Source organism: Catellicoccus marimammalium M35/04/3, assembly GCF_000313915.1.
GTDB lineage: Bacteria > Bacillota > Bacilli > Lactobacillales > Catellicoccaceae > Catellicoccus > Catellicoccus marimammalium.
On record NZ_AMYT01000011.1, the window covers coordinates 135,129 to 156,899 of the forward strand.

At 33.5% G+C, this 21,771-nt stretch carries 22 protein-coding genes; 16 read left to right on the forward strand and 6 right to left on the reverse strand.

Annotated elements, in window-relative coordinates; genetic code table 11:
• Positions 1-126 precede the first annotated feature (126 nt).
• From C683_RS02290 to tkt, 10 genes are all read left to right on the forward strand, one after another.
• Positions 127-984: a phosphate ABC transporter substrate-binding protein PstS family protein gene (locus C683_RS02290; protein WP_009488942.1), complete on the forward strand. Its 858-nt coding sequence runs from the start codon at positions 127-129 to the stop codon at positions 982-984.
• A gap of 13 nt (positions 985-997) precedes the next feature.
• A complete protein-coding gene (pstC, locus tag C683_RS02295; RefSeq protein ID WP_009488945.1) occupies positions 998-1,918 on the forward strand; it encodes a phosphate ABC transporter permease subunit PstC in 921 nt (306 codons plus the stop codon).
• Positions 1,918-2,805, forward strand: a complete 888-nt coding sequence (gene pstA, locus C683_RS02300) for a phosphate ABC transporter permease PstA (protein ID WP_009488947.1) — start codon at positions 1,918-1,920, stop codon at positions 2,803-2,805. The genes pstC and pstA overlap by 1 nt, the downstream gene beginning before the upstream one ends.
• 10 nt (positions 2,806-2,815) lie before the next feature.
• Complete coding sequence (gene pstB / locus C683_RS02305) at positions 2,816-3,625, forward strand: phosphate ABC transporter ATP-binding protein PstB (RefSeq protein ID WP_009488949.1); 810 nt, start codon at positions 2,816-2,818, stop codon at positions 3,623-3,625.
• 9 nt (positions 3,626-3,634) lie between these two features.
• Entirely contained in the window at positions 3,635-4,393 is a 759-nt protein-coding gene (gene pstB / locus C683_RS02310; RefSeq protein ID WP_009488952.1) for a phosphate ABC transporter ATP-binding protein PstB, read from the forward strand.
• Between the two features lie 21 nt (positions 4,394-4,414).
• Positions 4,415-5,092, forward strand: coding sequence for a phosphate signaling complex protein PhoU (gene phoU / locus C683_RS02315; RefSeq protein ID WP_009488953.1), 678 nt, complete (start codon positions 4,415-4,417; stop codon positions 5,090-5,092).
• A 109-nt stretch (positions 5,093-5,201) separates the two neighbouring features.
• On the forward strand, positions 5,202-6,140 hold the full coding sequence (locus C683_RS02320; protein WP_009488954.1) for an ATP-binding cassette domain-containing protein: 939 nt from the start codon (positions 5,202-5,204) through the stop codon (positions 6,138-6,140).
• On the forward strand, positions 6,134-7,660 hold the full coding sequence (locus C683_RS02325; RefSeq protein WP_009489228.1) for an ABC transporter permease/substrate-binding protein: 1,527 nt from the start codon (positions 6,134-6,136) through the stop codon (positions 7,658-7,660). The genes C683_RS02320 and C683_RS02325 overlap by 7 nt, the downstream gene beginning before the upstream one ends.
• Before the next feature lie 93 nt (positions 7,661-7,753).
• Positions 7,754-8,713, forward strand: coding sequence for a choloylglycine hydrolase (bsh, locus tag C683_RS02330; RefSeq protein ID WP_009489230.1), 960 nt, complete (start codon positions 7,754-7,756; stop codon positions 8,711-8,713).
• 140 nt (positions 8,714-8,853) lie between these two features.
• Positions 8,854-10,857 (forward strand): transketolase, encoded by a 2,004-nt coding sequence (gene tkt / locus C683_RS02335; protein WP_009489232.1) that lies wholly within the window; start codon positions 8,854-8,856, stop codon positions 10,855-10,857.
• 34 nt (positions 10,858-10,891) lie between these two features.
• Here tkt and C683_RS02340 read toward each other — a convergent pair whose 3' ends face one another.
• Entirely contained in the window at positions 10,892-11,200 is a 309-nt protein-coding gene (locus C683_RS02340; RefSeq protein ID WP_009489234.1) for a hypothetical protein, read from the reverse strand.
• A 66-nt stretch (positions 11,201-11,266) separates the two neighbouring features.
• Entirely contained in the window at positions 11,267-12,496 is a 1,230-nt protein-coding gene (locus C683_RS02345; RefSeq protein WP_009489236.1) for an aminopeptidase, read from the reverse strand.
• A gap of 180 nt (positions 12,497-12,676) precedes the next feature.
• Between C683_RS02345 and C683_RS02350 the strand changes: the two genes are divergently transcribed.
• Positions 12,677-13,252, forward strand: a complete 576-nt coding sequence (locus C683_RS02350) for a TetR/AcrR family transcriptional regulator (RefSeq protein ID WP_009489238.1) — start codon at positions 12,677-12,679, stop codon at positions 13,250-13,252.
• Between the two features lie 40 nt (positions 13,253-13,292).
• Here C683_RS02350 and C683_RS02355 read toward each other — a convergent pair whose 3' ends face one another.
• Entirely contained in the window at positions 13,293-13,760 is a 468-nt protein-coding gene (locus C683_RS02355) for a flavodoxin (RefSeq protein WP_009489240.1), read from the reverse strand.
• Between the two features lie 185 nt (positions 13,761-13,945).
• On the opposite strand from C683_RS02355, the gene map reads away from it, so the two are divergent.
• Together map and C683_RS02365 are read left to right on the forward strand one after the other, a co-directional pair.
• A complete protein-coding gene (gene map, locus C683_RS02360; RefSeq protein ID WP_009489242.1) occupies positions 13,946-14,704 on the forward strand; it encodes a type I methionyl aminopeptidase in 759 nt (252 codons plus the stop codon).
• Between the two features lie 4 nt (positions 14,705-14,708).
• The gene (locus C683_RS02365) at positions 14,709-15,677 is read left to right on the forward strand and encodes a YihY/virulence factor BrkB family protein (RefSeq protein WP_009489244.1); all 969 of its coding nucleotides are present in this window, start codon (positions 14,709-14,711) and stop codon (positions 15,675-15,677) included.
• Here C683_RS02365 and C683_RS02370 read toward each other — a convergent pair.
• Together C683_RS02370 and C683_RS02375 are read right to left on the reverse strand one after the other, a co-directional pair.
• On the reverse strand, positions 15,674-16,843 hold the full coding sequence (locus tag C683_RS02370) for a glycosyltransferase family 4 protein (RefSeq protein ID WP_009489246.1): 1,170 nt from the start codon (positions 16,841-16,843) through the stop codon (positions 15,674-15,676). The two genes, C683_RS02365 and C683_RS02370, sit on opposite strands and share 4 nt — an antisense overlap.
• A 46-nt stretch (positions 16,844-16,889) precedes the next feature.
• Complete coding sequence (locus C683_RS02375; protein ID WP_009489248.1) at positions 16,890-17,795, reverse strand: CobW family GTP-binding protein; 906 nt, start codon at positions 17,793-17,795, stop codon at positions 16,890-16,892.
• Between the two features lie 59 nt (positions 17,796-17,854).
• Between C683_RS02375 and C683_RS02380 the strand changes: the two genes are divergently transcribed.
• Entirely contained in the window at positions 17,855-18,511 is a 657-nt protein-coding gene (locus C683_RS02380; protein ID WP_009489250.1) for a hypothetical protein, read from the forward strand.
• A 77-nt stretch (positions 18,512-18,588) separates the two neighbouring features.
• Complete coding sequence (locus C683_RS02385) at positions 18,589-19,266, forward strand: YjjG family noncanonical pyrimidine nucleotidase (RefSeq protein WP_009489266.1); 678 nt, start codon at positions 18,589-18,591, stop codon at positions 19,264-19,266.
• A gap of 46 nt (positions 19,267-19,312) precedes the next feature.
• Here C683_RS02385 and C683_RS02390 read toward each other — a convergent pair whose 3' ends face one another.
• The gene (locus tag C683_RS02390) at positions 19,313-20,002 is read right to left on the reverse strand and encodes a PepSY domain-containing protein (protein ID WP_009489269.1); all 690 of its coding nucleotides are present in this window, start codon (positions 20,000-20,002) and stop codon (positions 19,313-19,315) included.
• 271 nt (positions 20,003-20,273) lie between these two features.
• Between C683_RS02390 and C683_RS02395 the strand changes: the two genes are divergently transcribed.
• Positions 20,274-21,695: an NCS2 family permease gene (locus C683_RS02395; protein ID WP_009489271.1), complete on the forward strand. Its 1,422-nt coding sequence runs from the start codon at positions 20,274-20,276 to the stop codon at positions 21,693-21,695.
• Positions 21,696-21,771 lie beyond the last annotated feature (76 nt).

Consider the following 21,771-nt stretch of genomic DNA (forward strand, 5'->3'; position numbering starts at 1 on the left):
AATAGATTCCTTTTTTTATTACAAAAATATTACAAGATACAAAAAGATTTACAATCCTATGATTGTATTTTTATATCATTTCTTATAAAGTGGGAATAGGAATACGTCAGTTAAAGGAGGATTATCGTGAAAAAATTAGCACGATTTGGCGTTGCTTGCTCCCTGCTAGGAATGTTATTTCTAAGCGGTTGTGGCAATAAAGGAGAAGAAATTAATATTGTGGGCTCTACAGCTTTGCAGCCATTAGCAGAAGTGGCTGGAGAAGAATTTTCTAGTAAACATCCTGGAAAATTTGTAAACGTGCAAGGTGGAGGAAGTGGTACGGGATTATCACAAGTTCAAGCCGGAGCAGTACAAATTGGGAACTCAGATTTATTCGCAGAAGATAAAAAAGGAATCAATGCGAAAGAATTAGTAGACCATAAAGTTTGTGTTGTGGGTATTGCCCCTATTGTAAATAAAAAAGTAGGAGTAAAAGACGTATCTTTAGCTCAATTACGCGGTATTTTTTCTGGTAAATACACAAACTGGAAACAATTAGGTGGAAAAGACCAGGAGATTGTCTTACTAAACCGTGCGCAAGGAAGTGGAACTCGTTTTACCTTTGAAAAATGGGTAATGAAAGGCGAAAAAATGGTTCGTGCACAAGAGCAAGATTCTAATGGAATGGTGCGTCAAATTGTCGCTGACACACCAGGAGCGATTAGTTATTTAGCGTTTCCTTACATTCGCGATGATGTAGAAACTTTAGATATTGACCATGTTGCGCCAACAGATAAAAATGTCGCTGATAATAAATGGCCAATTTGGGATTACGAACATATGTATACCAAAGGAAAACCAACAGGATTAACGAAAGAATATTTAGATTTTGTTCAATCAAAACCCGTTCAAGAAAATCTAATTCCAAAATTGGGTTATGTTCCAATGACGAAAATGACGGTGGAACGTAATGCCAAAGGAGATATCACTAAACGTCAGTAAGGAGGAACATTCGTTGGAAAATATTCAAGAGAAATTATTGACGAAATCAAAAAAAGCAAAATTAGAACAAAAAGGAAAAATTATTAGCCTTTGTTGTATTGCTTTAATTGTATTGGTCGTATTAGCAATTTTTTATTTTGTAGCTAGCAAAGGATTAGCTACTTTCTTCACGGATCATGTGAAGTTAAGTGATTTTTTATTTGGTAAAGTTTGGCAGCCTGGTTCTGTAGGTGAAAATGGCGAACCACTTGTGGGTGCATTACCAATGATTGTTGGTTCATTTTTAGTGACTTTTTTAGCAGCTATTATTGCGACACCTTTTGCGATTGGAGCTGCAGTCTTTATGACTGAAATTTCACCAAAATTAGGAACAAAAATTTTACAACCCGTTATTGAATTATTAGTCGGAATTCCATCTGTAGTTTATGGATTTATTGGTCTAACTACGGTCGTGCCATTCATTCGTCATTTCTTTGGTGGCACAGGATTTGGTATTTTAGCCGGAACTTTTGTTTTATTTGTTATGATTTTACCAACAGTAACTTCAATGACTGTAGATGCTTTAAAATCTGTTCCTAAACATTACCGTGAAGCAGCGTTAGGGTTAGGGGCAACTCGTTGGCAAATGATTTATAAAGTTGTTCTTCGTGCAGCAGTTCCTGGAATTTTAACAGCAGTTGTTTTTGGAATGGCTCGTGCCTTTGGGGAAGCGTTAGCTGTACAAATGGTAATTGGTAATGCGGCCTTAATGCCACATAACTTAATTACTCCAGCTTCAACTCTAACTTCAATTTTAACTATGGGTATCGGTAATACAGTTATGGGTACATTAGAAAACAACGTGTTATGGTCATTAGCATTAATCTTATTAGTGATGAGTTTGATCTTTAACATTGTAATTCGCTTTATTGGTAAGAAAGGAGCAATGAAATAATGAACGCAAAACGTTGGGATAAAATTGCAACCGGTGTTTTATATACGATTTCTGGAATCATTGTTGCGATTTTAGCTGCACTATTACTATTTATTTTAGTTCGTGGATTGCCGCATATTTCTTGGCATTTCTTAACTTCACCGTCAAAAAGCTATGAAGCTGGTGGAGGAATTGGAATTCAATTATTCAATTCTTTCTATTTATTAATTATTACGATGTTAATTAGTGTTCCACTTTCTATTGGAGCTGGAATTTACTTAGCAGAATACGCAAAAGACAACTGGGTAACAAATTTAATTCGTACTTCTATTGAAATCTTAAGTTCTTTACCTTCTGTTGTTGTTGGTTTATTTGGATTCTTAGTATTTGTGTTACAAGCTGGTTTTGGTTTCTCTATTTTATCAGGAGCCTTAGCATTAACTTTCTTTAACTTACCATTATTAACACGTAATGTAGAAGAGGCGTTAAAAACAGTTCCATTTATGCAACGCGAAGCCGGATTAGCTTTAGGTTTATCTCGTTGGGAAACGGTAACTCGTGTTATTATTCCTGAATGTTTACCAGGAATCTTAACAGGAATTATTTTAGGAGCAGGACGTATCTTTGGGGAAGCAGCAGCGTTGATTTATACTTCTGGTCAATCTGCTCCAGCTTTAGATTTTACGAACTGGAATCCAATGGATATTCAAAGTCCATTAAATATTTTCCGTCAAGCAGAAACATTAGCGGTTCATATTTGGAAAATCAATAGTGAAGGAAACTTACCAGATAGTTTAGCAGTATCTGCAGGTTCTTCAGCTGTTTTAATTATTGCGGTATTATTATTCAACTTCTTAGCTCGTTATGTTGGGAAGAAATTATACAAAAAAATGACATCTGCATCTTAGGAGGAACATAATGAAAGAATATGATTTAACGCAAAAACATATTATTAAACCAAGCGAACAAGGAAAAAAAATCGCTTTAGATACAGAAGATGTACATGTCTATTATGGCAAAAAAGAGGCGATTAAAGGAGTTTCTTTAGAATTTGAAGAAAACAAAATCACTTCTTTAATTGGACCTTCTGGATGTGGGAAATCTACTTATTTACGTTCTTTAAACCGTATGAACGATACAATCGATATTTGTCGTGTGGAAGGGAAAATTAATTACAAAGGAATTAATATTAACGATCCAGCAGTTGATGTTTATGAAATGCGTAAACATATTGGGATGGTATTCCAGCGACCAAACCCATTCAGCAAATCGATTTATGAAAACATTACATTTGCACTAAAACGTCATGGAATGACAGATAAGCAAAAAATGGATGAAATTGTAGAGACAACTTTAAAACAAGCTGCACTATGGGATCAAGTAAAAGATGAATTACATAAAAGTGCACTTGCTTTATCTGGAGGTCAACAACAACGTTTATGTATCGCTCGAGCACTAGCTATGCAACCAGATATTTTATTAATGGATGAACCAGCAAGTGCGTTGGATCCAATTTCTACAATTAAAGTAGAAGAAACACTATTAAACTTGAAAAAAGATTATACAATTGTCATTGTTACACATAACATGCAACAAGCAGGTCGTATTTCTGACCGTACAGCTTTCTTTTACATGGGCGATTGTATTGAATATGATGATACAAAGAAAATCTTCACAAATCCAAGTATTAAAGCAACAGAAGACTATGTATCAGGTCATTTTGGATAGGAGGAACTTATGTCAACAATTTTAGAAGCGAAAGATTTGCGTTTATACTATGGGCAAAAAGAAGCGCTAAAAGGAATTTCTATGGAAATTGAAGAAAAAGGGATTACTTCTCTAATTGGACCTTCTGGATGTGGGAAATCTACGTTTTTACGTTGCTTAAACCGCATGAATGATTTGATTCCGATTGCTCGTGTTACAGGAAGCGTTTTGTATCGTGATCAAGATATTTATAGTCCTAATCAGGATGTTGTTGAATTGAGAAAAGAAATTGGAATGGTATTCCAACAACCAAACCCGTTTCCATTTTCTATTTATGACAATGTGACATTTGGTTTAAAATTAGGGGATCAAAAAAAATCAAAAGAAGAAATGGATGAAATTGTAGAGCGTTCTTTACGTCAAGCAGCTGTATGGGATGATGTGAAAGATAAATTACATGATAGTGCATTAGCTTTATCTGGAGGTCAACAACAGCGCGTTTGTATTGCCCGTGTATTAGCAGTACAACCAGATATTATCTTGTTAGATGAACCTACAAGTGCTTTAGATCCAATTAGTAGTGGAAAAATTGAAAATATGTTATATGATTTGAAAGATGATTATACGATGATTATTGTTACACATAATATGCAACAAGCATCACGTATTTCAGATCGCACTGCATTCTTCTTAAATGGGGATTTAATTGAATATGATCGTACAAAAGACATTTTCTTAAATCCAAAAAAACAAGAAACCGAAGATTATATCAGTGGACGATTTGGTTAAAATTAGATAGGGGAGAAGATTATGCTACGTACACAATTTGAACAAGACTTACAAAAATTACACTCCCAATTTTATGAAATGGGAACAATGGTAAGCGATGCCATTTATAAATCTGTGCAAGCTTTTGTTAATCATGACAAGGTGTTAGCAAAAGAAGTAATTGAAAACGACCATAATATTAATGAAATGGAAATTAAGTTAGAGAAGAAAAGCTTTGAAATGATCGCATTACAGCAACCAGTAACAACAGATTTACGTATGATTGTTACTGTCTTAAAAGCAAGTTCTGACTTAGAACGCTTAGGAGACCAAGCAGTAGCTATTGCTAAAGCAACTATTCGCGTAAAAGGGAATAAACGAATTCCAGAAATCGAAGCTCGTTTATCAGAAATGAGTAAAGAAGTTATCGGTATGGTGAATGAAGTCTTAACTGCTTATGTTAAAAATAATGAAGAAAAAGCAGAAGAAATTGCCAAACGTGATGAAATTATCAATCAATATTATGATACGATTACACATGATACGATTGCAGAAATGAAAAAAAATCCTGAAACCATTGTTGGAGGAACAGATTACTTACAAGTTGTCGGTTTCTTAGAGCGCATTGGGGATTATGTAACAAATATCTGTGAATGGATTGTTTACTTAAAAACAGGGCGTATTGCTGAATTAACAGATAATACAGATAATAATAATTAGTAGAATTTATTTAGGAATGGAGTTTACTTCATTCCTTTTTTTATGCATATTTTCTAAGAAAAATGAAGTCCTATGTTACAATGTAAGCAAATGAAAAAGAGGGATGGATATGATTCAATTACAACATATTAAGAAAAGTTATGAACATCATGTTGTCATCCAAGATTTGTCCTTAGAAATAAAAAATGGAGAATTGTTGGTGATTGTAGGGCAGAGTGGCAGTGGAAAGACAACTTTATTAAATATGATGAGTGGTATCATTACGCCAGAAAGTGGAGAAATATTTTATAATCAACAAAAATTAACTATGGAAGATGCAGAACAATTACGATTGAAAAGTGGCTATGTTTTACAATCTTCTTCTCTTTTTCCTCATTTAACGGTGTTAGAAAACTTATTTATTCAACCAAGAGCTCGTCAAGAAAAATGGACGAAAGAAGAACAAATGGAGAAAGGAAAAGAATTGTGTCAACAAGTGCAATTAGATCCTTCTTGTTTAACACAATATCCAAAGGAACTATCAGGAGGACAGCAGCAACGAGTATCTATTGCTCGTGCATTAGCCAATCAGCCACAATTTATTTTATTAGATGAGCCTTTTAGCGCCTTAGATCCTTTTATTCGTAAACAATTACAAGATTTATTACTAGAATTACATAAAACACATTTAGATATTACTTTTGTTATGGTGACTCATGATATGGAAGAAGCACTGAAGTTAGGCGATCGAATTGCAGTATTACATGAAGGAAAGCTAGAACAAGTAGGTTCTCCAAAAGAAATCATGGATCAACCAAAGACCGCTTTTGTAGAAGAATTATTTGCTGGTAAGAACTTAGATGCATTTTGGTTTCGAACTTTCCTTACTACTATATCTAAGGTACCTGTAAAAAATGAAATACCTGTGATTCAAAATTTCTCTCAATTATTAGAATTAACTAAAGTTAGAAAAGATGATCCCATTTTGTTTCAATTTAATCATTGTGGATATCAAACTACTTTTTCTGCTATTTTACAGTTTATCAGTAAGGAGTTAAGACAATGGTAAGTTGGAAAGAATTATGGATAGAAGAAGGAAGTACATGGATTCAAAGTTTAGAGCAACACATTCTTTTATCTTTAGGAGCGTTACTCATTGCGTTTTGTATTGCTTTTCCATTGGCGATTGCCGTAAGAAAACATCCCAAAGTAGCTAATATCTTTTTACAGTTAGCAAATATTGTTCAAACAATACCTAGCTTGGCGATTTTAGGATTGTTAATTCCTCTAGTAGGGATAGGCTCTGTCCCAGCATTAATCACTTTGGTTTTATATGCAATTTTACCGATTTTTCAAAATACATATACAGGATTAACAACGATTGATCCTAGCTATCAATTTACGATTAAAGCGTTAGGGTTACCGAGTCGATTTGCTTTATGGAAAATTGAATTGCCGATGGCTTGGCCAATGGTGTTATCAGGAGTCAAGATTTCTTTAGTGATGATTATTGGTACAGCGACACTTGCAGCTTTAGTAGGAGCTGGAGGATTAGGGACTTTTATTGTTCAAGGAATTGATAGTAATAATAATCAACTCTTATTAATCGGAGCGATTAGTGCAGCCGTGCTAGCATTACTATTTAGCTTTTTCTTCTCTTTATTAGAAAAAGGGAAGAAGAAACGTTGGCTTGGAATTTTAGGAATTCTAGTTCTTTTCTTAGGTAGTTTTTTTGGTACGATGTGGCAAAATCGTCCGGAAGCAAAAGAAGAAAAACCAATTATTATTGCAGGAAAATTAGGTTCAGAGCCTAGCATCTTAATTGAAATGTATAAGCAATTAATTGAACAGGAAGATCCTAAAGCAGAGGTGATTTTAAAGCCTAATTTTGGCAAGACGATGTTTTTATTTAATGCATTAGAGAAAGAACAAATTGATATTTATCCTGAATTTAGTGGAACATTGTTGAAATCCATTTTAAAATCAAAAGAAATTCCAAAAACAGAAAAAGAAACTTATGAATTAGCCAAAAAAGGAGTTCAACAAAAATACCATATGGATTATCTATCTCCAATGAAATACCAAAATACTTATGGTATTGCGGTAGAAAAGAATTTTGCTAAACAGCACCATTTAGAAAATATTGGCGATTTAGTTTCATTGGAAAATCAATGTATCGCTGGATTTGATTCTGATTTTGACCATCAACCGGATGGATATCCAAGTGTGCAAAAAGTATATGGATTGAACTTTCCTCAAATTAAAGTGATGGATCCAAGTTTGAAATATAAAGCATTAATCAATCATAATGTGAATGTGATTGATGTGTTCACTACAGATGCTTGGATTGAACAATATCATCTAGCAGTGCTCAAAGATAATCAACATGCCTTTTCTTTTTATCAAGGAGCACCGTTAATGCGCGATGATTTTGCGAAAGAACATCCAAAAGTGGTGAAAGCTTTAAATCGTTTAGGTGGAAAAATTACTGAAAAAGAAATGCAAAAAATGAATTATCAAGTGATTGTTCAAAAGAAAGATCCTGCAGTGGTAGCGAAAAATTATTTACAATCTCATCATTTAATATAAAAAAGGAGCTGAATCATTCAGCTCCTTTTCTAATTATTAGAGTATTCTCATCAAAGGTGCTATGATGAGAATATAGAAATGGAGGAGAGTATTATGTGTACTGGAATTACTTTTACAGATGAAAAAGGACAAGTTTATTTTGGTCGTAACTTAGATTTAGATGATAATAACTATGGTGAACATCCTTTGATTGTGCCCCGTGGTTATCACATGCAATATCGTCATATGCCAGCAAAAGAAATTTCTAAAGCAATCATTGGTATGGGAATGAATGTTGGAAATTATCCACTGTTATTTGAAGCTGGAAACGAAGATGGAATGTGTATTGCTAATCTAAATTTCCCAAAACATGCTTATTTTTCAGAAGAAGTGCAAACAGATAAAGAATATAATGTAACCCCATATGAATTTATGATTTGGGTATTGGATTCATTTTCTTCGGTAAAGGAATTAAAAGAAGCATTGAAAGATACTTATTTAGTGGGAACTCCATTTGCTCCAAGTATGCCTATTGCTCCTGTTCATTGGTTAATTTCTGATGGAAAAGATACAATCGTGGTAGAACAAACAAAAGAACTAGGATTAGTAGCATATGATGATGGAGTAGATGTTTTGACAAATAGTCCTGATTTTTGGTGGCACTTACAAAACCTAAATAATTATTTAGGTCTATCTAGTCAAGATGTCACAAATACTACTTGGAACCGACAAAAATTACAATTCCAAGGAATTGGAACAGGACAATTGGGATTACGTGGAGATAGTTCTACACAATCTCGTTTTGTAAAAGCGGCTTTTTTAAACGCTAATTATCCAACACAAGAAGGGGAAAATGCGAATGTCGCTAAATTATTCAATATTCTTTGGAATGTCGCTATGCCTTATGGTAGCGTTGTAAATGAGAATGGAGCAGTAGAGTATACTATTTATTCTTCTTGTTATTCTCAAGCAACAAAGACATATTATTATCGTCGTGCTAAAGAAGCAATGATTCATTCTTGTTCTTTAACAGAAGAAAATTCTGTAGGGACAGAAATTGTAGATTTAAAATAAATTCACAAAGAAGTAGAGGGAGGTAAATTTTATCTCTCTCTTTTTTAATGAAAAGAAAGTGGCATCTTACCTTTATCTTATGCTAAAATAAAGATAACAATTGTATGCGTTACCAAGCGTAAAAAAGGAGTTATGAACTTATGTTTGATAAAATTGATGAATTATGTGTAAATGCGACTCGTGTCTTGAGTGTTGAAGCTATTCAACAGGCAAAATCAGGACATCCAGGCTTACCATTAGGGGCTGCGCCTATGGCTTATGTGTTATGGAGTCGTTTTTTAAATGTTAATCCAGCAACTTCTAGAAAATGGATTAACCGTGACCGCTTTGTTCTATCTGCAGGACATGGGTCTGCGTTATTATATAGTTTATTACATCTATCAGGATATGATGTATCCATTAAAGACTTAAAAAATTTCCGTCAATTAAATAGTAAAACTCCAGGGCATCCAGAAGTAAACCATACGGATGGAGTAGAAGCTACAACTGGACCTTTAGGGCAAGGAGTAGCGATGGCTACAGGGATGGCAATGGCTGAAGCTCATTTAGCTGCCCAATATAACCGTGAAGGGTTCCCAATTATTGATCATTATACTTATGCTTTATGTGGAGATGGAGACTTAATGGAAGGAATCTCACAAGAAGCAATTAGTTTAGCCGGTCAATTAAAATTAGGAAAATTGATTTTCTTATATGATTCAAACGATATTTCCTTAGATGGTCCATTATGTAAAGCAAATACAGAAAGTGCTAAAGAACGTTTTGAAGCAAGTAATTGGCACTATGTTCGTGTAGAAAATGGAAATGATTTAGAAGAAATTGCTCAAGCAATTGAAGTTGCAAAAGCAGAAACAACAAAACCAAGCTTAATTGAAATTAAAACAACTATCGGATTTGGTGCTCCAAACGAAGGAACAAATAAAGTTCATGGTGCTCCTTTAGGGGAAGAAGGAATTGAATCTCTAAAAGAACGTTTAAACTATCCATATCCAGAATTTACTGTACCAGAAGAAGTACAACGTCGTTACTATGAAACGATTGGTGTACGTGGTGCAGAACTAGAACAAAAATGGAATGAATTATTTGATGGTTATCAAGCTCATTATCCAGATTTAGCGAAAGAATTAATTGCTGGATTCAAAAATGAAGTTCCTTTTGATCTAACAGAAAAATTACCACATTATTCTGTGGAAGATGATGCAAAAGCAAGTCGTGTGACAAGTCAAAATGCAATTCAAACATTATCAAAAGAAATTCCAAGTTTCTGGGGAGGAAGTGCTGATTTATCTGCTTCTAATAACACTATGGCAAAAGCAGAAGAAGACTTTGAAGCTGGAAATTATTCGGGTCGCAATATTTGGTTTGGTGTGCGTGAATTTGGTATGGCGGCAATGATGAACGGAATTGCTTTACATGGAGGTACAAAAGTATACGGAGGTACATTCTTCGTCTTTGTAGATTACTTACGTCCAGCAATTCGTTTAGCAGCTTTACAAGGATGCCCAGTAACTTATGTATTAACTCATGATTCTATTGCTGTAGGAGAAGATGGACCTACTCACGAACCAATTGAACAACTAGCAAGTTTACGTGCAATGCCAAACTTAAATGTTATCCGTCCTGCAGATGGAAATGAAACTTCTGCTGCTTGGGAAATTGCAGTTCGTAGTGAAAATCGTCCAACTGCTTTAGTTTTATCACGTCAAAACTTACCGGTAATTGCAGGAACAGAAGAAAAAGCCTTTACTGAAGTGAAAAAAGGAGCTTACGTTGTTTCTCCAGCGCAAAAAGAAGAAGCCGATGGAATCTTTATTGCAACAGGTTCTGAAGTAAACTTAGCCTTACAAGCGCAAGCAATGTTACGTGAAGAAGGAATTGATTATTCTGTTGTTTCTATGCCTTCAATGAATTTATTTGAAGAACAATCTTTAGAATACAAAGAATCTGTTCTTCCTTCTCATATTACAAAACGTATTTCTATTGAAATGGGATCTACTTTTGGTTGGGAACGTTATGTTGGTTCAAATGGTCGTATGATTGGTATTGATCGTTTTGGTGCTAGCGGTAAAGGAAATGAAGTATTAAAAGAATTTGGTTTTACTCCAGAAGAAGTAGTAGCAATTGCAAAACAATTAGAAAAATAAACCATAAAAAAAAGAAGGGGAGACCCTTCTTTTTTTATTTATGAAAATGATGGTAATTTTGATAACTCATTTCATCGTGTATTTCATAAGATGAAGTAGAAGAATTTTTAAAAGTAATATCCTCTATTTCATCATCATCTAATGGATCATACTGTTTTCTTTTAGAAATATTTCTATTTTTTTGTCTTTGCTTCTTCATTTTAAAGAATGGGAGAATTTGGTAAATGAATAGAACATCTATTCCAATTCCCAATAAAAGAAGAAAAAAGAATAAATGGTAAACTTCCTTTGCTGAATAGAATAAAAGAGGGAATCCATAATACATTGTGATAATTGTTAACATTTTTAATTCTCACCGCCAATAAAAAAAGAAGGGAAAACCCTTCTTTTTTTGATAAATGAGAAGGAATTATGCCCAATCTCCATTACGGAAGATAGGATCACAAGTTCCATCTTTGCGAATTCCATCAATATTCATTTTGTCAGAGCCAATCATAAAGTCTACGTGAGTAGCACTACGATTTAATCCAGCTTCTTTTAATTCTTCTTCAGACATTTCTGTACCACCTTCAACGTTAAAGGCATAAGCTGCACCAATGGCTAAGTGGTTAGATGCATTTTCGTCAAATAAAGTATTGAAGAAGATGATGTTTGATTGAGAAATAGGAGATGGATCAGGTACTAAAGCCACTTCACCTAAGTAATGTGAACCTTCATCTGTATCGATAAGATGTTTCAATACTTCTTCTCCTTTTTTCGCTTTAACATCTACAATACGACCATTTTCAAATGTGATTGTAAAGTCTTCAATTAAGTTACCAGCATAACTTAATGGTTTTGTACTTGTGACATAACCATCAACACGACGGAAATCAGGAGCAGTGAAGACTTCTTCTGTTGGCATATTAGCCATAAATTCTTCACCACGACTATTAAAGCTACCTGCACCTTTCCAAACATGGTCTTTTGGTAAACCAATTGTTAGGTCTGTTCCTGGAGCAGTGTAGTGTAAAGCGTCGTATTGAATTTCATTTAATTCATTGGCTTTACTTGCTAATTTATTGTCATGTGCTTCCCAAGCAGCAATTGGATCTTCATCATAAATACGAGTATCTTTAAAGATTTCATTCCATAAAGCATCAACTTGTTTTTCTTCAGGAAGATCTGGGAAAACAGCCGCAGCCCATTCTTTACCAGCTGCAGCAACGACAGTCCAAGAAACTTGATTGGATTGAGTTGCTTTGCGAGAATTGAATAATGCTGTATTTGTTGCTTTTTGCCATGTTGCTAAGCGATCAGCAGGAACTCCTTCTAATGCATCAGGAGCTGAAGAAACAACAGAAATACGGCTTGCACCACGTTCAATCCAACTATCTGCTTCATCGACAACATAAGTTGGAATATTTTCTAAGCATTCTTCGGCTGCATTTTGTAAAAATTCTTTTTGGATGGCATCGTCTTTCCATTTGACGATTACTTCTTTTGCTCCTTGTTTATACGCTTCTTTTGTTAATAAACGAGCTAATGGAGCTTGGTCTACAGCGATTTGAATAATAACAGTGTGATTTTCACTGACATTGATTCCAGTTTTAATAATTAATTCAGCATATTTTTCTAAATAATGTTCAAAGTTTTCCATCTTAGACACTCCCTTTGTCCTAATTAATGAATATTATAATACAAAACAAAAGAAATACCAAAAAATAGAAAGAAACAAAAGAAAATAAGTGTTTTTATTACAATAAAAATAATAAAGATGATAAAATAATAACAGTAGATAATGATTTTGTTGGATGTATAAAGAAAAGGAGTAATCATTATGGCGAGAAAAAAAGTAATATTGCGTGAACAAATTTTAGATGCGGCGTATCACATTGTGAAAACAAGTGGCTTCCATCGTTTGACAGCAAGACATATCGCAAATGATATGCATTGTTCTACTCAGCCTATTTATTTGGAATTTGCCAATATGGTTGATTTAAAACAACAAGTGTACTATCGAATTGAAAAAGAAATGATGGGATGGATGATTCGTAAAGAACCTTATGATTCAGATCCATTAATTTCTCTTTGCTTTGGTTATATCGAGTTTGCCAATGTAGAAACAGGATTGTACAAAACGATATCTGTAGATCAATGCGAAATTAAACCTTTATTCCAAGATTTTATTCGTACGACATTTTTAAGCGCGATGACAGAGGACGAAAAATATGCGACTCTACCACGTGAAAAGAAAGAAGCAATTTTATCTCAATTATGGTTGTTAACAACAGGGATTGCTTCAGCTACAGCTAGTCATTTAGTAGATTTAGATAAAGAAACGTGTCGCGAATTATTGGAAAACCAAATTCAATTTTTATTAGAAAAAGATTCCTTAAAAGACGTGTTTGACTAAATAAAAAAGCATTACGAATTTCGTAATGCTTTTTTATTCATTATGCTTCATGTAATTCTTGAGCTTTTTCTACTAAACTTTTAGCAAAAGCTTCTAAGTGTTGAATATCTTCTGCTTCAGGTTCTAATTCTACTTTGACGTTTTCTGCTCCTTTTGTTGCTCCTGTGCTAGCAAATTGAGCATCGAAATCTTCGACAGATTTACAGAAATGATCATAAGTAGTATCTCCTGAGCCTGCTACACCATAGACTTTACCATCTAAATCTTCATCGGCTAAATCTTCATAGAAATCAACGATTTCATCAGGTAAGTCTCCATCTCCATAAGTATAAGTAGCAACTACACAAATATCGACATCTTGGAAGTCGCAAGCTTCAGCTTCGTCACAGTTAGCCATTGTGACATCTACGTTTAAATCTGTTAAAGCATCACAGATTACTTCGGCAATTTCTTCTGTATTTCCAGTTAAACTTGCAAATACAATTTTTGCTGATGGATTAAATTCCATTATGAATCATCCTTTCTTTTTTAACTTAGCTCAGTATATCATAGAACAAAATGAATGGGAATATCAAATGCCTAGGAGGGAAAGCTTTTCGACAATTTTCTTTTTTCTTAAAGACAACCCCACGATTTTTTTACTTTTGTGTTAAAATAGTAAAAGTGTAGAAAGATATAAAAGGAGAAGAGACTATGATTACATTAAAATCCCCACGAGAAATTGATTTAATGGATAAATCTGGTGATTTATTAGCAAGCGTACATGAACACTTACGCGATTTTATTAAACCAGGAATTACAGGTTGGGATATTGAGAACTTTGTTCGTGATTATATCGAAAGTCATGGCGGAATTCCTGCTCAAATCGGATTTGAGGGATATAAATATGCAACTTGTATTTCGATTAATGATGAAATTTGTCATGGTTTTCCTACAGATTATGTTTTAAAAGATGGAGACTTAGTAAAAGTAGACATGTGCGTTGAATTAGATGGTGCAATGTCTGATTCTTGCTGGGCTTACCTAGTAGGAGAAGGTGACGCGAAAACAAAAGAATTAATGGATGTAACAAAAGAAGCGTTATATTTAGGAATTCAAGAAGCTCAAGTAGGAAATCGTATTGGGGATATTGGACATGCGATTCAAAGTTATGTTGAAAGTAAAGGATATAGTGTCGTTCGTGAATTTGTTGGTCATGGTATCGGGCCTACAATTCATGAAGAACCAATGATTCCACATTATGGATTACCTCATCATGGGCTACGCTTAAAAGAAGGTATGGTAATTACTATTGAACCAATGGTAAATGCAGGAGATTGGCCAGCAACTGTAGATGATAATGGTTGGACAGCTCGTACAATTGATGGAAGTTTAAGCTGTCAATACGAACATACATTAGCAATTACAAAAGAAGGTCCACGCATTTTAACAAAACAAAAACCAGGAGAATAATAGTTTGAAAAAGGAATGGCTACGCTGGAAAGAAAAAGGAGAACAATGGATTGAACAACATCCAAAATGGCTACAATTCTTCTTGGTGGTACGTCAAAGAATTAAAGACGCAGAAGTAGGAAATTCTTCTTGTGTTGTGGCGTATTATTTTCTTTTATCCATGTTTCCACTGATTATTATGTTGGGAAGTGCAATTAGTTTTATGCATTTAGATCCCACAGAAATTTTGCCTTATATTCAAGAGCTATTCCCAGGTAGTATTTATCACCTGTTAGAGAATACTATTGTTCGTTTACTAACTGTGCAAAATAAAGGTGGGATTTTTACAGTAGCTGCGATTGTGACATTTTGGGCCGCAAGTAAAAGTGTAAATGGATTACAACGAGCAATGAATAAAGCGTATGGGGTAGAAGAACGAAAAAATTTTATTATTTCTCGTCTTTTTTCCTTCGTCTTTATCGTTTTCCTTTTCTTCGTTGTTTTATTTTTAATTGCGATTTTTTCTTTAGGAACTCAATTACTCGACTATGTCCATCAATATATTCATTTTGATGAACGAATTATCTACTGGTTTACAACGATTAAATGGCCAGTAACGATCGTGATGATGTTTTTAATTATGATTGTCGTCTATCGTTTAGTTCCGAACGCACGTATTACTTTTCATCAAGTATGGCGTGGTGCTTTATTTTCAACGATTGGCTGGGTAATTTTAGCTCAATTATTTGGGCGTTTTGCTCATCATCTGTTAGCAAAATATAGTAGCTATGGTGTGATTGGGACGATGATGGTTATCATTCTTTGGTTAAAATTAGCGGCAATTGTTATTGTCTTTGGAGGTATCATCAATGCGGTATCTACGGAGATAAAATATAAAACTATCACAGAAGGTAATGATTCTTTAGATCATTTATTAAAGCAATGGAAACAACGAAATAAGCAAAATAGACAAAAAAAAGAAGAAGCTCACTAGCTTCTTCTTTTTTCTCTTCGTTTCCACTTTTTATTCTTTTTCTTGGCTTGTTTTTCTTTCCAATTATTGATTACTTGTAAGCGATAAGCACGATTTCCAATAAATTTTAACGTATGTAATAGTGGAGTATACTTATCTCCAATTAAGCCAATCATTTCTACAAATAATTCAATACAGAAGAAAAGAGCAATACTTAAAACGATGACACCCCAGAAACTGATATAATTATAAATCAAGGCGACCATTGAAAATAAAATTGCTAATCCATAAATGGTTAACACTGCACCACGATGGGTAAATCCCATAGCAAGTAAACGATGGTGTAGATGCATTTTATCTGCAGAAGAAATTGGTTTTCGATGAACTTTCCTACGAATTACCGCAAAAAAAGTATCCACCATAGGAACACCTAAAATAATGATTGGTGTTAATAACATAATAAAAGTAGCATTTTTTAATCCCATCAAGGAGAATAACGAAATCATAAAGCCTAAGAAGAGGGCTCCAGTATCTCCAAGATAAATTTTAGCTGGGAAAAAATTATAAGGTAAAAATCCAAGAATCGCTGCGACAAGCATAAAAATACAAGTAGCAATAAAACTCAAATATCCTTGGAAGTGGAATAATGCTACAATCCCCATGGTAATTAAACTAATTAAAGAAACTCCACTTGCTAATCCATCTAATCCATCAATTAAGTTGACACTATTGGTGATTACTACTACCCAAACAATAGTAAAAATTAAATTTAACCACCAAGGTAAAATAAATTCGTCAAAGCCAAAAACTTTAATTCGACTCATTCGAATTTGAGCAAAAAAGAACAGATATAGTGCAGCAAGAATGATTCCTAACAGTTTCCATTTTGGTGTTAATTCAAAAATATCATCGATAATTCCCGTAATTACAATAATTCCACTTGCGATTACAATATGAGTAAATACTGGTTGCGGCAAGACAGAACGAAAAAGCGTATAACCAGCAACCACAAAGCCAATATAAATAGCTAATCCACCCATTGAAGGCATCGGAATTTTGTTAATCCGACGCTGATTAGGTTTATCTACAGCACCAATTAAGAATGCTAATTGTCTCACAAGAGGGGTTAAAATAAAGACGAAGGCACAAGTTAATAATAATCGGATAAATGTTGCTAATGATATCATTTTATCCACCTTCCATTCTCTATTATTTTAGCATAGACAAAATGGTTTACCAACGGTTTTCTAAAAAATTACACTGTTCTTTTAATTTTTCGACGGGTAGATTTTGCCCAATAAAAACAATATTCGCTGGAGCATCTTCAACATAAGGTTCAAGCCAAAGATTTCCATGGACACTTTGTAACACATAACATTGCTCTGGTTGTTGGGTAAAGTAGATAAATCCTTTCATCCGAAGAAGAGAAGGAGAGATTGCTTCTATTAAAGATACAAAAGCATTTTGATCTATTGGATGTTGAAAATGATAAACAAAACTTTGCAAATGTAAATGTGAATGACTTTGATAGAAAAGATTTTCAGCAGGTAATTCTTTTTCTTGCTTTTTTTCTAATTCTGAGAAATCGTAAGCAATTTCTTTTTGTGAAAAACCTAAAAAACCTAATTCTTCAGAAAGAGTTAATAAATCATCTGCAGAGAGTTGCTCACTTTTAGTTATCAATAAGCGAGTAGCATAAGCAATTTGTTGTAACATAAATTGGTACTGCTCTTCATTTTCTTTTTTTATTGTTAAAAAGTAAGGAGCATCCAAGACTCCATAAACGGTTTCTAAAGTAAAATAAGGGACATATTGTGGATCAGATAGTAAATCAATGATTTCAAAAGGTAATGCATTTCCAGAACATTCAATATAAACGTGATCCCATTTTTTGGTTTTAGCAATTTGTTCTAATTGTTGGCAAAACTCATCTTTGCTTGAACAACAAACACAACCATTGTTGATTTCTTGGACGGTTACTGTTGTTGGAAGTAAAAAATGATCAATGGATACTTCACCAAATTCGTTCATTAAAACTATAGGATGTTTTGCTGTAGTATGTGTTAATAGTTGTTTTAATAATGTTGTTTTTCCACTACCTAAAAAGCCACATAAAATAGAAATTTTTATTTTTTCCATATCATTTCCTCATCTCATTTTGTTATAATTTTAGTATAACATAGGAAAAGGAGAAGAACATGCGTACTTCAGATTTAGAGGCAAGAGAAAGAAGAGGGATTCAAGTAGCAAAATTTTTAGATCAAAATATTTATCCACAGAAAATAGAAAATTGGTTCCAAAAAGAACCTTATTATCATTGGGTCCGAAATTTTAAAAAGACTTCTCCTTTTGAAGGATCAGAAATTAAAATTGAAACGAAAGAACAAGTATATTATTTACATGAACATATCTGCCCTTATACAGAAGAATTAACTTTTCTTTTACCTATTTACGCAGTGAAGAAAAAACGAGGGTTAAAAAAAGAATATTATAGTTTTCTACTAGAAGAAGATGCTAAGAATCATATTGATTTCTATTGTTTCTATCAAGAACAAGACGGAGAAATTACTGGTGTTCATGGATTCTTTGTTCCAAGAAAAAAACTACAATCTTTTTTAACAGAAAGAGGAGTTACTCAAGAACGTATTTATCAAGGTATTAAACAAGGAAAACGATGGAAAGAAGATACGATATGGACACTTTCTAGTGAAGGAAAAGGGATTTGGAAAGAAGGATATTTATATGCAGTTCCTTCATTGCGTAGTCGAATGATTTTTTTAGGATTAAGAGAAGAAATTTTTACTTCTTTAGCCGTCCATAAGTTATCTGTTACAGAAAATCATTCCTTTGTATAGAAGAATATGATACAATTTCATTGTGTATTTTTGAACATATAAAATGAAAAAGAATAAAAAAGAAAGTGGGAAAGATTGTGGAATATACTCATTTATTATTTGATATTGATGATACGATTTTGAATTTTCAAACAAATGAGCAACAAGCTTTACGCCGTTTGTTTTATCTATATGGAATTCCCTATACAGAAGAAAAAATTACGCAATATCAAAGAGAGAACCATGCCTTATGGCAACAATATGAACAAGGAATGATTGATCGCTCTGTCATTTTCGAGCAACGTTTTACTCGCTTTTTTGCATTAATTGGTGTGGATGCTTGTGGAAAGGAAGCGGATTATATGTACCGTCTATTTTTAGATGAAGGGCATGATTTATTACCACAAGCAAAAGAAGTATTACAAACATTAAAAGAACGTGGGTATCATTTGTTAGCAGCTACAAATGGCGTGAAACACACACAATATCGTCGTTTAAGAGAAGCTGGAGTATTATCCTATTTTGAACGTTTATATATTTCAGAGGAATTAGGGGTGCAAAAGCCAGATGTAGCGTTTTTCCGTTATATCTTAGAGCAAGAAAAAATTACAGAAAAAGAAGCATTAATGATTGGTGATACGCCAAGCTCTGATATTGCTGGTGGAAGAGCAGCGAATATCGATACAGTTTTCTTTGATTGGAAAAATCCAGAAGCAAAGGTAGAAAGTACTTATCGAATTCATCAATTAAAAGATTTGGAAACATTATTGAAATAAAAAAAGACTTCGGAAATTTCCGAAGTCTTTTCTTTTATCACTAAGATTAGTATAAATCTTTTTCTGTAGAAATTACGTTTAAGTTTTGAGCGTCTAAAGTAACATGGTATTCACGTAAAATATGACGGATACGCATTTTATAAACAACAGTACCATTTTCTTTTACTAATTCCCATTCTGCTACATGGACATCTTTTGCGTCTTTCTTCAAGCCTTCTTTATCGATTAAAGCAGTCATTGCAGCTTTGATAGCTTCTTTAGGAGATTTTACTCCATCTAAAGTAAATGTTTCTTTAGGTAATTCATTTTGGTCTTTTGTTAACATTGGCATATGGAAAGTATTATCTGCACGACCTGTATTCGCATTTACTTTTTCACGATAAACGTCTTTACCTTCTACACCATAAACACGATAATGATAATCATCCACGTCAGAATGGCTTAAGCTTACTTCTACTAATTTTGCTTTAGGATTGTTCTTTTGGAAATCTTTTACTGCTTGTTCCATAGAAACGTCAAATTTCTTAGTTTCTAAAGCACCACCATCATCTTCATCTTTTTTCTCTTTTTCTTTATCTTCTTTTAATTCTTTGTCTTGTTCTTTTTGATCTGCTTTTTCTTCTTCTTTTGCGTTATTACTGTTATCACTTGTATCTTTTTGATCGCTGTTACCACAACCAGCTAAAGTAAATAATAATAATGCACTTGTTCCTAGAGCTAACCAATTCTTTTTCATTTTCATAACCTCCAACATGATACCCTTTTTCCGAGATATCGAAAAATAATTATTAAAAATTTCTTACAGTCTTATTATAATTTGTTTTTCTAATTTAGTAAAAGAAAATGCTTTATTGAGTACGTAGTGGTCTATTTTTGTAATTAATAGATATATTGTTCGTAAATAGCGAACGATGAACGAGAAAAAATGATTTTTTTTCCTATTTTTGTTACAAGAATAGAACATTACTTCTATAATAAAACACGGAGAAATTTGAGGAGGAATTATTTTGTTAGAAAAAATCTTTCATTTAAAAGAACATCATACAACCGTTAGTCGAGAAATTATTGCTGGATGTATTACTTTTTTTGCAATGAGTTATATTTTATTTGTTAACCCAGCAATGTTGTCAGAAACAGGAATGCCTTTCCAAGCTATCTTTTTAGCAACGATTATTGCAGCAGTAGTAGGGACATTAATTATGGGACTATTTGCCAATGTTCCTTATGCTCAAGCTCCTGGTATGGGGCTTAATGCTTTCTTTACTTTTACCATTTGTTTTGGTATGGGGTATTCTTGGAAGCAAGCGCTAGGAATTGTATTTTTATGTGGATTGATTAACTTATTAATTACGGTTACTCATTTACGTAAAAAGATTTTAGAAGCGATTCCAAGTGTAATTCAACATGCAATTGGTGCAGGAATTGGCGTCTTTGTTGCTTATGTTGGAATTAAAAATGCTGGCTTTTTAAACTTTACTTCGGATGCAAGTAGTATTATTTCTTCTAAAGTAAGCGGTGGAAAAGCAATTGAAGTTATTAGTAATGGGAATATTACTCCTAGCTTAAGTTTGTTTAACCAACCCGCTGTGATATTAGCATTAATTGGATTATTGTTGACTATTGTTCTTGTAATGAAAAAGGTTCCAGGAGCGATGTTAATTGGGATTATTGTAACTACATTATTAGCGATTCCTTTTGGTGTGATTGATGTCAGTCATATTTCTTGGGCGAATAATTCTTTAGGATCAGCGATTCATGATTTGAAAACAACCTTTTTAGCTGCTTTTTCTAGCGAAGGATTACCATCATTATTTATGGATTGGCAAAAACTGCCGCAGACATTAATGACTGTTTTAGCTTTTAGTTTATCTGATATTTTTGATACCATTGGTTCATTAATTGGAACCAATCGTAAGTCACAAGCGTTTACAGATGATGAAGAAAAAGAAGGATATACAAGCATGGATAAAGCGTTGGTCGCTGATTCTATTGCGACGATGACAGCATCTGTATTTGGAACTTCTAACGTAATTACCTATGTTGAAAGTGCTGCAGGAATCGCAGCAGGAGGAAGAACGGGATTAACTGCAGTAACTGTGGCTGTACTTTTTGCTTTAAGTAGTTTCTTTGCTCCATTAATTAGTATTGTACCTGCACAAGCGACAGCACCTGTCTTAATCATTGTAGGAATTATGATGGCTGGTTCCTTTACAGAAATTCATTGGGATGATCTTGAAGAAGCCATTCCAGCTTTCTTTACTGCGATTTTCATGGGACTATGTTATAGCATTTCTTATGGTATTGCTTGTGGATTTATTATGTATTGCTTCGTGAAGATTGCGATGAAAAAAGCAAATGAAATTAAACCAATGCTTTGGATTGTTACAATTTTATTTGTATTAAACTTTATCCTTCAAGCATTCTTATAAAAAAAGAATCCTTACTAGATAATTAGTAAGGATTTTTTTGATGCTAAAAAGATTCGATGATAAAAAGAATAGTTAA

Bases quoted from the DNA above. Each gene is read 5' to 3' on its own strand.
- pstA (WP_009488947.1), top strand. From the start codon at position 1,918: ATGAACGCAAAACGTTGGGATAAAATTGCAACCGGTGTTTTATATACG.
- pstB (WP_009488949.1), top strand. From the start codon at position 2,816: ATGAAAGAATATGATTTAACGCAAAAACATATTATTAAACCAAGCGAA.
- pstB (WP_009488952.1), top strand. From the start codon at position 3,635: ATGTCAACAATTTTAGAAGCGAAAGATTTGCGTTTATACTATGGGCAA.
- phoU (WP_009488953.1), top strand. From the start codon at position 4,415: ATGCTACGTACACAATTTGAACAAGACTTACAAAAATTACACTCCCAA.
- C683_RS02320 (WP_009488954.1), top strand. From the start codon at position 5,202: ATGATTCAATTACAACATATTAAGAAAAGTTATGAACATCATGTTGTC.
- C683_RS02325 (WP_009489228.1), top strand. From the start codon at position 6,134: ATGGTAAGTTGGAAAGAATTATGGATAGAAGAAGGAAGTACATGGATT.
- bsh (WP_009489230.1), top strand. From the start codon at position 7,754: ATGTGTACTGGAATTACTTTTACAGATGAAAAAGGACAAGTTTATTTT.
- tkt (WP_009489232.1), top strand. From the start codon at position 8,854: ATGTTTGATAAAATTGATGAATTATGTGTAAATGCGACTCGTGTCTTG.
- C683_RS02340 (WP_009489234.1), bottom strand. From the start codon at position 11,200: ATGTTAACAATTATCACAATGTATTATGGATTCCCTCTTTTATTCTAT.
- C683_RS02345 (WP_009489236.1), bottom strand. From the start codon at position 12,496: ATGGAAAACTTTGAACATTATTTAGAAAAATATGCTGAATTAATTATT.
- C683_RS02350 (WP_009489238.1), top strand. From the start codon at position 12,677: ATGGCGAGAAAAAAAGTAATATTGCGTGAACAAATTTTAGATGCGGCG.
- C683_RS02355 (WP_009489240.1), bottom strand. From the start codon at position 13,760: ATGGAATTTAATCCATCAGCAAAAATTGTATTTGCAAGTTTAACTGGA.
- map (WP_009489242.1), top strand. From the start codon at position 13,946: ATGATTACATTAAAATCCCCACGAGAAATTGATTTAATGGATAAATCT.
- C683_RS02370 (WP_009489246.1), bottom strand. From the start codon at position 16,843: ATGATATCATTAGCAACATTTATCCGATTATTATTAACTTGTGCCTTC.
- C683_RS02375 (WP_009489248.1), bottom strand. From the start codon at position 17,795: ATGGAAAAAATAAAAATTTCTATTTTATGTGGCTTTTTAGGTAGTGGA.
- C683_RS02380 (WP_009489250.1), top strand. From the start codon at position 17,855: ATGCGTACTTCAGATTTAGAGGCAAGAGAAAGAAGAGGGATTCAAGTA.
- C683_RS02390 (WP_009489269.1), bottom strand. From the start codon at position 20,002: ATGAAAAAGAATTGGTTAGCTCTAGGAACAAGTGCATTATTATTATTT.